This is a genomic window from Pseudomonas sp. E141 (assembly GCF_052659885.1).
On sequence record NZ_CP084024.1, the window covers coordinates 1,411,652 to 1,425,358 of the forward strand.

Genomic DNA, 13,707 nt, shown 5'->3' on the forward strand with positions numbered 1-13,707 from the left:
CGATGACCGGTCTGTTTATTCCCGAGCTGGGTCACCTGGCGATGATCCTGGCCTTGTGTTTCTCCATCGTTCAGGCGGTGGTGCCTTTACTCGGTGCCTGGCGTGGCGATCGTTTGTGGATGAGCCTGGCCCAGCCGGCGGCTTGGGGGCAGTTCGCCTTCATGTTGTTCGCCTTCGGTTGCCTGACCTACGCGTTCATGGCTGATGATTTCTCCGTGGCCTACGTTGCCGGTAACTCCAACAGCGCCTTGCCTTGGTACTACAAGTTCAGCGCGGTGTGGGGCGCCCATGAAGGGTCTCTGTTGCTCTGGGCGTTGATCCTCGCCGGCTGGACCTTCGCGGTCTCGGTGTTCTCCCGGCAGTTGCCCCAGGTAATGCTGGCCCGGGTGCTGGCGGTGATGGGGATGATCAGCATCGGTTTCCTGTTGTTCCTGATCGTTACCTCCAATCCGTTCGAGCGCATCCTGCCCCAGGTGCCGATGGACGGTCGCGACCTCAATCCGTTGCTGCAGGACATCGGCCTGATCGTTCACCCGCCGATGCTCTACATGGGCTACGTTGGATTCTCCGTGGCCTTCGCCTTCGCCATCGCCGCGTTGCTGGGCGGTCGTCTCGATGCCGCCTGGGCGCGCTGGTCGCGTCCCTGGACCATCGTCGCCTGGGCCTTCCTGGGCATTGGCATCACCCTGGGTTCGTGGTGGGCCTACTACGAACTGGGCTGGGGTGGCTGGTGGTTCTGGGACCCGGTGGAAAACGCCTCCTTCATGCCCTGGCTGGTGGGCACCGCGCTGATCCACTCCCTGGCCGTCACAGAAAAACGTGGCGTGTTCAAGAGCTGGACCGTGCTGCTGGCCATCGCCGCATTCTCCCTGAGCCTGCTGGGAACCTTCCTGGTGCGTTCCGGCGTACTGACTTCGGTGCATGCCTTTGCCTCTGACCCTGAGCGTGGCGTGTTCATCCTGATGTTCCTGCTGTTCGTGGTCGGCGGCTCGCTGACGCTGTTCGCTGTGCGCGCACCGGTGGTGAAAAGCCAGGTCGGCTTCAACCTCTGGTCCCGGGAAACCCTGCTGCTGGGCAACAACCTGGTGCTGGTGGTTGCCGCGTCGATGATCCTGCTGGGCACGCTGTACCCGTTGGTGCTCGACGCGCTGACCGGCGCCAAGCTGTCGGTCGGCCCGCCGTACTTCAATGCTCTGTTCATTCCGCTGATGGCGATCCTGATGGTGGTGATGGCTGTCGGCATGCTGGTGCGCTGGAAAGACACACCGGTCAAATGGCTGATGGGCATGCTGACGCCCGTGCTGCTGGGCACTGCTGCCCTGGCCGTCATCGCCGGGATCGCGTATGGCGATTTCAACTGGGCGGTGCTGGCGACCTTCGTGCTGGCGGCCTGGGTGTTGCTGGCCGGGGTCAGGGATATCTTCGACAAGACCCGCCACAAGGGCTTGATCAAGGGCCTGCCAACCCTGACCCGCAGCTACTGGGGCATGCAGCTCGCCCACCTGGGTATCGCGGTCTGTGCCTTGGGCGTGGTGCTGTCCAGCCAGAACAGCGCCGAGCGCGACCTGCGCCTGGCGCCCGGAGAGTCCATGGATCTGGGTGGCTATCAGTTTGTCTTCGAGGGTGCCAAACATTACGAAGGCCCGAACTTCACTTCCGACAAAGGCACCGTGCGGGTGCTCCGCGACGGCCAGGAAGTGACCGTGCTGCATCCGGAAAAGCGCCTCTATACCGTGCAGAATTCGGTGATGACCGAAGCCGGGATCGATGCCGGTTTCACCCGCGACCTCTACGTAGCGCTGGGTGAGTCCCTGGGCGATGGCGCGTGGGCTGTGCGGGTCCACGTCAAGCCGTTCGTGCGCTGGATCTGGTTCGGCGGCTTGCTGACCGGCCTGGGTGGCGTGCTGGCGGCCTTGGATCGTCGTTATCGGGTCAAGGTAAAAACCCGGGTGCGTGAAACCCTGGGCATGACGGGAGCCCCTGCATGAAACGTTGGTTGATGCTGTTGCCGCTGGCGCTGTTTTTGTTGATGGCGGTGTTTTTGTACCGGGGGCTCTACCTGAACCCGGCCGAATTGCCCTCGGCAATGATCGGCAAGCCGTTCCCTGAGTTTTCCCTGCCGTCGGTGCAGGGCGACAAGACACTGACCCGGGCGGACCTGCTGGGTAAACCGGCACTGGTCAATGTCTGGGGCACCTGGTGCATTTCCTGCCGGGTTGAACATCCGGTATTGAACAAACTGGCCCAGAACGGCGTGGTGATCTACGGCGTCAATTACAAGGACGTCAACGCCGATGCCTTGAAGTGGCTGGCCGAATTCCACAACCCGTATCAACTGGATATCCGCGATGAAGAGGGCTCCCTGGGCCTGAACCTGGGCGTCTACGGGGCGCCGGAAACTTTTTTCATCGACGCCAAGGGTGTCATCCGCGACAAGTTCGTCGGCGTGATCGACGAACAGGTCTGGCGCGAGAAGCTGGCCGCCAAGTATCAGGCGCTGGTCGACGAGGCCAAGCCATGAAGCGCTGGTTAGCAGCCCTCATCCTCGGGGTGAGCCTGGCTGGCGTGGCCCACGCCGCCATCGATACCTATGAATTCGCCAACGAGGGCGAGCGCGAGCGGTTTCGTGAATTGACCAAGGAGCTGCGCTGCCCCAAGTGTCAGAACCAGGACATCGCCGATTCCAACGCACCGATTGCCGCCGACCTGCGCAAGGAAATTTTCCGCATGCTCGGCGAAGGCAAGGACAACCAGCAGATCATCGATTTCATGGTGGACCGCTATGGGGAGTTCGTGCGCTACAACCCGGCCTTGACCTCCAAGACCGCGCTGCTCTGGTTTGGCCCCGCCGGGCTGTTGTTCGGTGGTTTCGTTGTCATCGCGGTGATTGTGCGCCGCCGCCGGGTCCAGCGCACGGCTGCCCCGGACACGCTTTCTGTCGAAGAGCGCCAGCGCCTCGACCAACTGTTGGATAAAACCAAGCATGATTGATTTCTGGCTCGCCGCAGGTCTGCTTCTCCTGATTGCCCTGAGTTTTCTGTTGATCCCTGTATTGCGCGGTCGCCGCGCCCAGCGCGAAGAGGACCGTACCGCGCTCAACGTGGCGCTGTACCAGGAGCGTGTCGCCGAGTTGCAGGCCGAGCAGGAAGAGGGCGTGCTGAACGCTGCGCAACTGGACACCGGCCGCGCCGAAGCCGCGCGTGAACTGCTCGCCGACACCGAAGGCGCCGATGCGCCGCGCGAGTCTCGCTTGGGGAAACCGTTGCCGTTACTCGCCGCCGTGCTGGTGCCGGTGTTGGGCCTGGGGCTGTATCTGCATTTCGGCGCCAGCGACAAGGTCGAGCTGACCCGTGAGTTCGCCCAGGCACCGCAGTCGATGGAAGAAATGACCCTGCGCCTGGAGCGCGCGGTGGCCGCGCAACCGGATAACGCCGAGGGCTTGTATTTCCTCGGTCGCACCTACATGGCCCAGGACCGACCGGCGGATGCGGCGAAGATCTTCGAGCGCACCGTGGTGGTGGCCGGCCGGCAACCCGAGCTGCTCGGGCAATGGGCTCAGGCGCAGTATTTCGCCGATGGCAAGAAATGGTCGGACAAGGTCCAGGCCCTGACCGACGAAGCGCTCAAGCTCGATCCCAAGGAAGTCACCAGCCTGGGCCTGCTGGGAATCGCCGCGTTCGAAGGCGAGCGTTATCAGCAAGCCATTGATTATTGGGGCCGCCTGCTCGCGCAACTGCCGGAAGGCGACAAGTCCCGTGAGGCGCTGCAGGGCGGTATCAACCGCGCCACCGAGAAGCTTGAGGCCAGCGGCGGCAAGGTCGCCCAAGCAGTGAGCAAGGCTGCGGCATTGCTCAAGGTGCGCGTCGAGCTAGCGCCAGCGCTCAAGGCCAAGGTGCAGCCGGGCGACAGCGTGTTCATCTTTGCCCGCGCCGCTTCCGGCCCGCCGGCGCCGCTGGCGGCCAAGCGCCTGACCGTCGCTGACCTGCCTGTTACCGTGGAGCTGGGCGACGCGGACGCCATGATGCCGCAACTGAAACTGTCGAACTTCCCTGAAGTCCAACTGGTGGCGCGTATTTCCCGGGCCGGTCAACCGACCGCCGGTGAATGGATCGGCCGCAGCAAGCCTCTGGCGAGCAGCACCACGGCGCAGCAACAACTGACTATCGACAGCCCGGATAAATAACAGGAATTCGCACCATGACCGCCATCGCTCGTATCACCCTGCTCACGCTCGTCCTGGGCCTGAGTGCTTGTGCGGTCCAGCGTCCGCCGCAGCCGTCGGCGCCGCTGCCTCCCATCCCGTCTTCAGGCCCGGCCACCAAGCCGGGGCCGTCGACCGCCCCAAGCAAGCCCGTCACGCCGAACACACCGGCCAAGCCGTTGCCTCGTACTTCCGCCAGCTTCGCCCCACCACCCGGCGGCAATAGCCACTGGGACGCCAAACTTGGGGTCTATGTGCTGGACAACCACACCAACACCTTCTATCGCCAGCGCACCTATTACCGCTGGAGCAACGGCTGGAGCCGCTCCATCAGCCCGAACGGGCCGTGGGAAGAAACCACCATCGAAGGCGTTCCGGCGGGGTTGGGGCGTCAATTCCACTAAGAGAGACCAGCCTGTGGCGAACCGGCTCGCCCCGGCTGGGCTCGACAGCTGCTACGCAGTTTGGCCGGTGATGAGTTCAAGGTTCGACCTGTCATGCCCGGCGTCGTAGAATGCGCGCCTTTGCGAGCCTTCACCGGCCAACCGCGTATTTATCGGAGCACCTGACCATGACGACTACCCCGACCGGCGACTATCTGGAAACCCTCTACGAAGGCTACGGCCAGCGTTTTCGGATGGACAAGCTGCTGCACGAAGTGCGCACCGAGCACCAGCACCTGGTGATTTTCGAGAACCCGCGCATGGGCCGGGTGATGGCGCTGGATGGCGTGATCCAGACCACCGAAGCCGATGAATTCATCTACCACGAAATGCTGACCCATGTACCGATCCTCGCCCACGGCGCGGCCAAACGCGTGCTGATCATCGGCGGTGGCGACGGCGGCATGTTGCGTGAAGTGACCAAGCACCTGGGCGTTGAGCACATCACCATGGTGGAAATCGACGGCACCGTGGTGGACATGTGCAAGGCGTTCCTGCCCAACCACTCCAAGGGCGCCTACGACGACCCGCGCCTGAACCTGGTGATCGATGACGGCATGCGTTTCGTCTCCACCACCCAGGAGAAGTTCGACGTCATCATCTCCGACTCCACCGACCCGATCGGCCCGGGTGAAGTGCTGTTTTCGGAAAACTTCTACCAGGCCTGTCATCGCTGCCTGAACGAAGGCGGCATTCTGGTGACCCAGAACGGCACACCGTTCATGCAACTGGGCGAAGTACAAACCACTGCCGGGCGTCTGCGTGGCCTGTTTGCCGACTGGCATTTCTACCAGGCCGCCGTGCCGACCTACATTGGTGGCGCCATGACTTTCGCCTGGGGCTCGACGGATACTGCCTATCGCAAGCTGACCCGCGAGACCCTGCGTGAGCGCTTCATTGGCAGCGGCATTGTTACCCGCTACTACAACCCTGAAGTTCACATCGGCGCGTTCGCCATGCCGCAGTACGTCTTGCGGGCGATCAACAAGCCAAGCAACGACTGATCAGGACTCACAAGCTGTGGCGGGGGTTATATCCCCTGACCACAGAGAGGTTCGACACAGACTCATCGGGCAATCCGGAGTTTTTTGTGTTTGCGAATAGTCATTGAACAAAATTTTCACAGGACCTTGCGGACAATCCCGGCGCCTGTTGCCGTCGGTGAATGAATGGCGATGCTCAGCCATTCATTCAACGCTCGCGCACTCGCGCAGACCCAGGGACCCGGGTGATGGTCGGCATAGGACGCGCCGTTGTTCTATTCGCCCTCAACCCCATTAGGTCCTTACACGACATGGCAATCCCGGACGCCCTGAGTCAGCAACGCACCACGCATCGCCTGCTGCAACCGACCGTCAAATCTCACCTGGCCTACACGTTGCTCTGTGCCTTGGTGATGATGATCATGTTCAGCCTGTTGCGCGTTGCGCTACTGGTCTACAACCGCGAAATGATCCTCGACACCCCGGCCTCGACCTTCGTCGAGGCGTTCGTCAACGGTCTGCGTTTTGACCTGCGTCTGGTGGTCTATCTGTGTATTCCGCTGCTGCTGGCCTTGTTCAGCGCGCGGGCCATGGCGGCTCGTGTTTTTTTTCGTTTCTGGCTGACCGTGACCGCCAGCATCGCGCTGTTCCTCGGTCTGATGGAGATGGACTTCTACCGCGAGTTTCACCAGCGTCTCAACGGCCTGGTCTTCCAGTATGTGCAGGAAGACCCGAAAACCGTGATGAGCATGCTCTGGTATGGGTTCCCGGTGGTGCGCTACCTGTTGGCGTGGGCCGTGGGCACGCTGATCCTCACGATGGCGTTCAAGGGCGCCGACCGCGCGACTCGACCGCGCGGGCCGTTCAGTGGCGGCACCATTGGCACACGCCAGGTGGCTCCGTGGTACGGGCGTGTCGCGGTGTTCATGGTCTGCTTGGTCGTGGCCGTGGGCGCCGCCCGGGGTACCTTGCGCCAGGGGCCGCCGCTGCGCTGGGGTGACGTCTACACCACCGATTCGAACTTTGCCAACCAGTTGGGCCTTAATGGCACGTTGTCACTGGTGGCCGCGGCCAAGAGCCGGATGTCCGAACACCGCGACAACATCTGGAAAGCCACCCTCGAGCAACCGCTGGCCCAGCAGACGGTGCGGGACATGCTGGTGATGCCCGACGACAAACTGGTCGATGCAGACACCGCCGCCGTACGTCGCGACTACACGCCACCGGCCGACAAGACTTTGCCGATCAAGAACGTGGTAGTGATTCTCATGGAAAGCATGGCGGGGCACTCGGTAGGTGCCTTGGGCGCGCCGGGCAATATCACGCCTTATCTGGACAAACTGTCCAAGGAAGGTCTGCTGTTTGACCGCTTCTTCTCCAATGGTACTCACACCCATCAGGGCATGTTCGCCACCATGGCCTGCTTCCCGAACCTGCCGGGCTTCGAGTATCTGATGCAGACACCTGAAGGCAGCCACAAGTTTTCGGGGCTGCCGCAACTGCTCAGTGCCCGCAACTACGACGACGTGTATGTCTACAACGGTGATTTCGCCTGGGACAACCAGTCGGGTTTCTTCAGCGGCCAAGGTATGACCACGTTCATCGGGCGCAATGATTATGTGAACCCGGTGTTCTCCGACCCCACCTGGGGCGTGTCCGACCAGGATATGTTCGACCGCAGCCTGATCGAACTCAAGGCACGGGAAAACGGCAAGCCGTTCTATGCGTTGCTGCAGACCCTGTCCAACCACACGCCGTATGCGCTGCCGACACCGTTGCCGGTGGAACCGGTCACTGACCGTGGCAGCCTGAATGCGCACCTGACTGCCATGCGCTATTCCGATTGGGCCCTGGGTCAGTTCTTCGAAAAGGCCCGCAAGGAGCCTTATTTCAAGGAGACGCTGTTTGTCATCGTCGGAGACCACGGCTTTGGTAACGAGCGCCAGATTACCGAAATGGACTTGGGCCGTTTCAACGTACCGATGCTGTTGATCGGCCCGGGTATCCAGGAAAAGTTCGGCCAGCGCAACCACACCGTGGGCACGCAGGTCGATATCGTCCCGACCATCATGGGCCGGATCGGCGGGCAAGTGCGTAACCAGTGCTGGGGCCGCGATCTGTTGAACCTGCCGCCAGGCGACAGCGGATTTGGCGTGATCAAACCGTCGGGCAGTGATCAGACCACGGCGATAATCCGCGACGACAAAATTCTGGTACTGCCAAGGGAAAAGGAAATGGCGCCGAAGCTGTACCGCTACCAACTGGGTGCCCAGCCACGCGCGGATGTCATCTCCGACGCGCCGCAGGCTCTCGAAATGAAACTCAAGCTGGAGGCGTTTCTGCAAACCGCCACCAAGAGCCTGCTGGATAACACCGCCGGCGTGACACAAGGTGTTCCGGACTGAGAAGTTCCGCCCATAAAAAAGAGGCCTTAACGGGCCTCTTTTTTTGTCACTTAGTGGTTCATATCTTGCCCAGTAATAGCAGGATCAACAGCACTACCAGTACGACACCGATGATTCCGGACGGACCGTAACCCCAACTTCTAGAGTGCGGGAAGACCGGCAGGCCACCGATCAGCAGGAGGATCAGGATAATGATGAGTATTGTGCCCATTGTTGATTTCCTTATTGGTCAGTTCTGGAGTGATGCAACTTTCAACTACCAGCACGCATGCGTTAAATCCGGGCGGCTTAATAAGTACGACCGTAACGTCCTGTAAAAAATTCAAAGTCTTTTTGAGGCGTGAAAGAACCCGTCTTCGGGAGCAAAGCGGGCTCGCGCTGCAAACGACACCATCTTCCAGAACTGCGTCGCGCCGATCGCGAGCAAGCTTTGCTCCCACAGGCGGTTCCACTGGGTTGTTCCCCTCAAAACCTATTAAGGTTTGCCCTCGCCATTCAGCACTCTGATGGAGCGTGGGTGCGGCGGGGTCCTTCGCTACACTCGGCGCATCTCTCCCGGAACAACAAGGCTGTTTCCTATGCAAAATCGCATGATGATTACCGGTGCCGGTTCTGGCCTGGGTCGCGAAATCGCGCTGCGCTGGGCCCGCGAAGGCTGGCGCCTGGCCTTGTCGGATGTCAGTGAGCCGGGCCTTCAGGAAACCCTCAGGTTGGTGCGTGACGCTGGCGGCGACGGTTTTGTCCAGCGCTGCGACGTGCGCGACTACAGCCAACTGACGGCGTTTGCCCAGGCCTGCGAAGAGAAGCTCGGTGGCATCGACATCATCGTCAACAATGCCGGTGTGGCCTCGGGTGGGTTCTTCAGTGAACTGTCCCTGGAGGATTGGGACTGGCAGATCGCGATCAACCTGATGGGCGTGGTCAAGGGTTGCAAGGCGTTCTTGCCGTTGCTGGAAAAAAGCCGCGGCAAGATCATCAACATCGCCTCCATGGCCGCCCTGATGCAGGGCCCGGCCATGAGCAACTACAACGTGGCCAAGGCTGGTGTGGTGGCGCTGTCGGAAAGCCTGTTGATCGAGCTGGCACAGCAGGAAATCGGTGTGCATGTGGTGTGCCCGTCGTTTTTCCAGACCAACCTGCTGGACTCCTTCCGCGGCCCGACGCCGGCAATGAAAGCCCAGGTCGGCAAGCTGCTGGAAAGCTCGCCGATCAGCGCTGCCGAGATTGCCGATTACATCTATGAACAGGTCGCCCAGGGCCAGTTCATGATCCTGCCCCACGAGCAAGGGCGCATGGCCTGGGCCATCAAGCAGAAGAATCCGCAATTGCTGTACGACGAAATGACCGTCATGGCCGACAAGATGCGCGCCAAGGCTCGACAGAACCCGAGTTGACCTGAGTGTCCGGCGTCCTCAGGATGGCCGCATTCGGCCCTCCTGATGGACGCTCACATGCTCAACTATTTTTGGTTCTTTCTCGCCGCGCTGTTTGAAATCGCCGGCTGTTACGCGTTCTGGATGTGGCTACGCCAGGGCAAGAGCGCCTGGTGGATTGTGCCGGCCCTGTTGAGTCTTACGCTGTTCGCCCTGTTGCTGACCCGCATCGAAGCGACCTACGCCGGTCGTGCCTACGCCGCTTATGGCGGTATCTATATCATCGCCTCGATCGGCTGGCTGGCCGTGGTGGAGCGAGCGCGGCCGCTGACTTCCGACTGGGTGGGGGTGGCGCTCTGCGTGTTGGGGGCGAGTGTGATTCTGTTCGGTCCGCGGGTTTCCGCCTCTTGAATAAGTCCGCTATCCGACAGGGTTTTGCAGGACGTTTCCTTCAGTTGCCAGAGTGTTGCTTGTAGGGCGTTACTGAATTCTTGAGGGTCTCTTGAGAACCTCAGGCGGGGCGGGCATGGTCAAGGTCCAGATATTCTTAAGGACAAGAACCATGCTCGTACTTAGCCGCGCTGTGGGTGAACTGATTTCCATCGGTGATGATATTTCCGTCCGAGTGCTCTCGGTCAACGGCACCACTGTTCGTTTTGGCGTGGAAGCGCCACGGCACATCGACGTTCATCGCTCCGAGATATACGAAAAGATTCAGAAAAAAAGGGCCCTGGCCAATCGCAAGGTCTGCTCAGTCGAATAGATGCTTGGGCACGTCGTGCTTGAGCATCAACTGGCACTGTTCGCTTTCCGGGTCGAAGACGATCATCGCCTGGCCTTTGGTCAAGGCCTGCCGGACCCGCAATACGCGGGTCTCCAGCGGCGTGTCATCGCCATTGTCGGTGCCGTCGCGGGTCACGAAATCTTCGATCAGGCGAGTGAGCGTGTCGACTTCGAGTTGGTCGTAAGGGATCAGCATGGGGTACCTCGGCTAGACAATGTCGCGATGCTACGACCAAAGGGCTTTTGCGGCTAGCCTGGCTTGGGGCTTGCGGTGTCTGTTGCGGCGCTATCGCGAGCAGGCTCGCTCCCACAGTGTGCCTGCGTCGGGCACGAACTTTATGCTCAACGAAGGTCTCCTTATGGGAGCGAGCCTGCTCGCGATGGCGTCATGACGGGCACTGAGATTCTGGAACTGTGCTCAGTTATCCGACCGCTGCCCAATCAAACTATCTACCGACGGCACCCGGGTATCGCTTTCCATCTGCGCATCGTGTTCGAGCTGATGGCTGAAGCGGTCCAGCGAACCCTGGGCCGGTTGGGCGTCGCTGGCGAATACCGGTGGGCTGAGAATGTAGGCGCCCAGCAGGCGGCTCAGGGCGGCCAGGCTGTCGATGTGGGTGCGTTCATAGCCATGGGTGGCGTCGCAGCCGAAAGCCAGCAGGGCGGTGCGGATATCGTGGCCGGCGGTGACGGCGGAATGGGCATCGCTGAAGTAATAACGGAACAGGTCGCGGCGCGCCGGCAGTTCGTTTTCCCTGGCCAGCTTCAGCAAGTGCCGTGACAGGTGATAGTCGTAAGGGCCCCCGGAATCCTGCATCGCCACGCTCACTGCGTGTTCGCTCGAGTGCTGGCCCGGTGCGACCGGCGCGATGTCGATGCCGACGAACTCGCTGACATCCCAAGGCAGCGCAGCCGCCGCGCCGCTGCCGGTTTCTTCGGTAATCGTGAACAGCGGGTGGCAGTCGATCAGCAGTTCTTCGCCACTGTCGACAATCGCCTTGAGCGCCGCCAGCAGCGCCGCGACCCCGGCTTTATCGTCCAGGTGCCGAGCACTGATATGGCCACTCTCGGTGAACTCCGGCAAAGGATCGAACGCCACATAGTCGCCAATGCCCACCCCCAGTGTTTCGCAATCGGCGCGGGTGGTGCAGTAGGCGTCCAGGCGCAGTTCGATGTGATCCCAACTGATGGGCATTTCGTCCACGGCGGTGTTGAATGCATGCCCGGACGCCATCAGCGGCAGTACGCTGCCTCGGATCACCCCCGTGTCCGTAAACAGGCTGACGCGACTGCCCTCGGCAAAGCGGCTGGACCAGCAACCCACCGGAGCCAGGGTCAGGCGCCCGTTGTCCTTGATGGCGCGCACCGAGGCGCCGATGGTGTCCAGGTGAGCCGACACGGCCCGATCGGGGCTGCTCTTGCGGCCCTTGAGGGTGGCGCGGATCGTGCCGCGCCGGGTCATTTCAAACTCGATACCCAACTCTTCGAGCCGCTCGGCGACGTAGCGCACGATGGTGTCGGTGAAGCCGGTGGGGCTGGGAATGGCGAGCATTTCCAGCAGGACTTTTTGCAGGTACTCAAGATCGGGTTCGGGAATTTTGCTGATCATGGAAACTCCTCCAGGAAGGTTTAAGTAAGGGAACCTGTGGCGAGGGAGCTTGCTCCCGCTCGACCGCGAAGCGGTCGCCGTTCAGATTTCCGGCCTGTCCCACAAACCCGGTTATAGATGGAGGGGGCTGCTTTGCAGCCCAGCGGGAGCAAGCTCCCTCGCCACAGAGAAAAGACCTAGGCCACCGCCTGACTATGGGGAAACAATAAATCCACAAAGCGTTCGGCAGTGGGTTGCGGTTCGTGGTTGGCCAGGCCGGCGCGTTCGTTGGCTTCAATGAACACGTATTCGGGCTGATCGGCCGCCGGCACTAACAGGTCGAGGCCAACCATGGGAATATCCAAGGCCCGCGCGGCGCGTATCGCAGCTTCAGTCAGGGTCGGATGGAGGATGCTCGTGACATCTTCCAGCACGCCGCCCGTATGAAGGTTCGCCGTACGCCGTACGAACAGGTGTTTGCCGGCGGGCAGCACACTGTCGTAGTCATAGCCTGCCGCGCTCAATGTGCGTTGGGTCTCGGCGTCCATGGGAATCTTGCTTTCACCCCCCGTGGCCGCCTGTCGGCGGCGGCTTTGGGCCTCGATCAGCGCGCCGATGGTGTGCCGACCGTCGCCGATCACCTCCGCCGGCCGCCGGATCGCCGCTGCCACCACTTCAAAGCCAATCACCAGTACGCGCAGGTCCAGGCCCTCGTGGAAGCTCTCCAGCAGCACCCGGCTGTCAAACTGGCGGGCCGTTTCAATCGCGCTCTGCACCTCTTCAATCGTGCGCAGATCCACCGCAACACCCTGGCCCTGTTCACCGTCCAGTGGCTTGACCACTACCCGTTCGTGCTCATCGAGAAAGGCCAGGTTGTCATCGGCGTTGCCAGCCAACTGTTGGGCCGGCAAGTTCAAGCCGGCGTTTTTCAGCACCTTGTGGGTCAGGCTTTTGTTCTGGCACAGGGTCATGCTGATAGCGCTGGTCAGGTCGCTGAGGGATTCACGGCACCTGATCCGGCGGCTGCCGTGGACCAGGGTAAACAATCCACCTTCGGCGTCGTCCACCTGGACTTCGATGCCCCGGCGGTGAGCCTCTTCGACAATGATGCGCGCATAAGGATTGAACTGCGCCTCGGGGCCCGGCCCCAGGAACAACGGCTGATTGATGCAGTTCTTGCGTTTGATGGCGAACGTCGAAAGATTACGGAACCCGAGCTTGGCGTAGAGACTTTTTGCCAGGCGATTGTCGTGCAGCACCGAAAGGTCCAGGTAACTCAGGCCCCGGCTCATGAAGTGCTCGATGAGGTGGCGCACCAGGACCTCACCGACACCGGGCCGCGAACACTGCGGATCCACGGCCAGGCACCAGAGGCTGCTGCCGTTTTCCGGGTCGTTGAAGGCTTTCTGGTGATTCAGGCCCATGACGCTGCCGATCACCGCGCCGGTGTCATCATCTTCGGCCAGCCAGTAGACCGGCCCGCCTTCATGGCGCGGTGTGAGTCGTTGCGGATCGATGGGCAACATGCCCCGGGCCTGATACAGCAGGTTGATCGCCTGCCAGTCGGCGTCGCTCTGGGCCCGGCGTATCCGGAAACCGCGAAATACCCGGGTGGCCTGGCGATAGTCGCTGAACCACAGGCGCAAGGTGTCGGATGGGTCGAGAAACAGCTGCGCCGGCTCCAGCCCGAGTATTTGCTGGGGGGCGGCGACGTACAAGGCAATGTCGCGCTCACCCGATTGCTCATTGAGCAGCTCTTGGGCCAGGCTTGCCGGGTCCGGGAAGGTGTGGCCGATCAGCAATCGGCCCCAGCCGCAGTGCACCGCGATCGGGTCGGCGCCCAGTTCGCTGCCGTCTTCGGCCAGTCGCGCCTGCAGGCGTTCGTAGGAGGGCGCCTGGCCCCGCAGCAGGCGTTGATTGTGGGGTTTCAT

The 13,707-nt window shown here is 61.5% G+C and carries 14 protein-coding genes; 10 read left to right on the forward strand and 4 right to left on the reverse strand.

The genetic code is table 11. From position 1 onward, the window contains the following. Positions 1–2: 2 nt before the first annotated feature. The 7 genes from GKKCFE_RS06445 to GKKCFE_RS06475 all read left to right on the forward strand — a co-directional run bounded on the left by GKKCFE_RS06445 (position 3) and on the right by GKKCFE_RS06475 (position 8,032). Positions 3–1,988, forward strand: a complete 1,986-nt coding sequence (locus GKKCFE_RS06445) for a heme lyase CcmF/NrfE family subunit (protein ID WP_047226275.1) — start codon at positions 3–5, stop codon at positions 1,986–1,988. After that, on the forward strand, positions 1,985–2,521 hold the full coding sequence (locus GKKCFE_RS06450) for a DsbE family thiol:disulfide interchange protein (RefSeq protein ID WP_047226276.1): 537 nt from the start codon (positions 1,985–1,987) through the stop codon (positions 2,519–2,521). The genes GKKCFE_RS06445 and GKKCFE_RS06450 overlap by 4 nt, the downstream gene beginning before the upstream one ends. Then, positions 2,518–2,991, forward strand: coding sequence for a cytochrome c-type biogenesis protein (locus GKKCFE_RS06455; protein WP_047226277.1), 474 nt, complete (start codon positions 2,518–2,520; stop codon positions 2,989–2,991). The genes GKKCFE_RS06450 and GKKCFE_RS06455 overlap by 4 nt, the downstream gene beginning before the upstream one ends. Then, the gene (gene ccmI / locus GKKCFE_RS06460) at positions 2,984–4,183 is read left to right on the forward strand and encodes a c-type cytochrome biogenesis protein CcmI (RefSeq protein WP_445577621.1); all 1,200 of its coding nucleotides are present in this window, start codon (positions 2,984–2,986) and stop codon (positions 4,181–4,183) included. The genes GKKCFE_RS06455 and ccmI overlap by 8 nt, the downstream gene beginning before the upstream one ends. 14 nt (positions 4,184–4,197) lie before the next feature. Then, the gene (locus GKKCFE_RS06465) at positions 4,198–4,605 is read left to right on the forward strand and encodes a lipoprotein (protein ID WP_047226279.1); all 408 of its coding nucleotides are present in this window, start codon (positions 4,198–4,200) and stop codon (positions 4,603–4,605) included. A gap of 167 nt (positions 4,606–4,772) precedes the next feature. After that, positions 4,773–5,648, forward strand: a complete 876-nt coding sequence (gene speE, locus GKKCFE_RS06470; RefSeq protein WP_047226280.1) for a polyamine aminopropyltransferase — start codon at positions 4,773–4,775, stop codon at positions 5,646–5,648. Positions 5,649–5,938: 290 nt separating this feature from the next. Further along, positions 5,939–8,032, forward strand: a complete 2,094-nt coding sequence (locus GKKCFE_RS06475) for an LTA synthase family protein (RefSeq protein ID WP_445577622.1) — start codon at positions 5,939–5,941, stop codon at positions 8,030–8,032. 58 nt (positions 8,033–8,090) lie between these two features. Here GKKCFE_RS06475 and GKKCFE_RS06480 read toward each other — a convergent pair whose 3' ends face one another. Continuing rightward, on the reverse strand, positions 8,091–8,243 hold the full coding sequence (locus GKKCFE_RS06480; protein WP_018606531.1) for a DUF3309 family protein: 153 nt from the start codon (positions 8,241–8,243) through the stop codon (positions 8,091–8,093). A 367-nt stretch (positions 8,244–8,610) separates the two neighbouring features. Here GKKCFE_RS06480 and GKKCFE_RS06485 point away from each other — a divergent pair, with 367 nt between their 5' ends. From GKKCFE_RS06485 to csrA, 3 genes are all read left to right on the forward strand, one after another. Continuing rightward, the gene (locus GKKCFE_RS06485) at positions 8,611–9,426 is read left to right on the forward strand and encodes an SDR family oxidoreductase (protein WP_076385809.1); all 816 of its coding nucleotides are present in this window, start codon (positions 8,611–8,613) and stop codon (positions 9,424–9,426) included. A gap of 57 nt (positions 9,427–9,483) precedes the next feature. Then, the gene (locus GKKCFE_RS06490) at positions 9,484–9,816 is read left to right on the forward strand and encodes a YnfA family protein (RefSeq protein WP_076385806.1); all 333 of its coding nucleotides are present in this window, start codon (positions 9,484–9,486) and stop codon (positions 9,814–9,816) included. A gap of 151 nt (positions 9,817–9,967) precedes the next feature. Further along, complete coding sequence (gene csrA / locus GKKCFE_RS06495; RefSeq protein WP_076385804.1) at positions 9,968–10,168, forward strand: carbon storage regulator CsrA; 201 nt, start codon at positions 9,968–9,970, stop codon at positions 10,166–10,168. Here csrA and GKKCFE_RS06500 read toward each other — a convergent pair. From GKKCFE_RS06500 to ngg, 3 genes are all read right to left on the reverse strand, one after another. Beyond that, positions 10,157–10,384: a YheU family protein gene (locus GKKCFE_RS06500; RefSeq protein ID WP_047226285.1), complete on the reverse strand. Its 228-nt coding sequence runs from the start codon at positions 10,382–10,384 to the stop codon at positions 10,157–10,159. The genes csrA and GKKCFE_RS06500 overlap by 12 nt on opposite strands. A 222-nt stretch (positions 10,385–10,606) precedes the next feature. Further along, entirely contained in the window at positions 10,607–11,797 is a 1,191-nt protein-coding gene (locus GKKCFE_RS06505) for an osmoprotectant NAGGN system M42 family peptidase (protein WP_047226286.1), read from the reverse strand. Between the two features lie 176 nt (positions 11,798–11,973). After that, positions 11,974–13,707, reverse strand: a complete 1,734-nt coding sequence (ngg, locus tag GKKCFE_RS06510; RefSeq protein WP_445577623.1) for an N-acetylglutaminylglutamine synthetase — start codon at positions 13,705–13,707, stop codon at positions 11,974–11,976.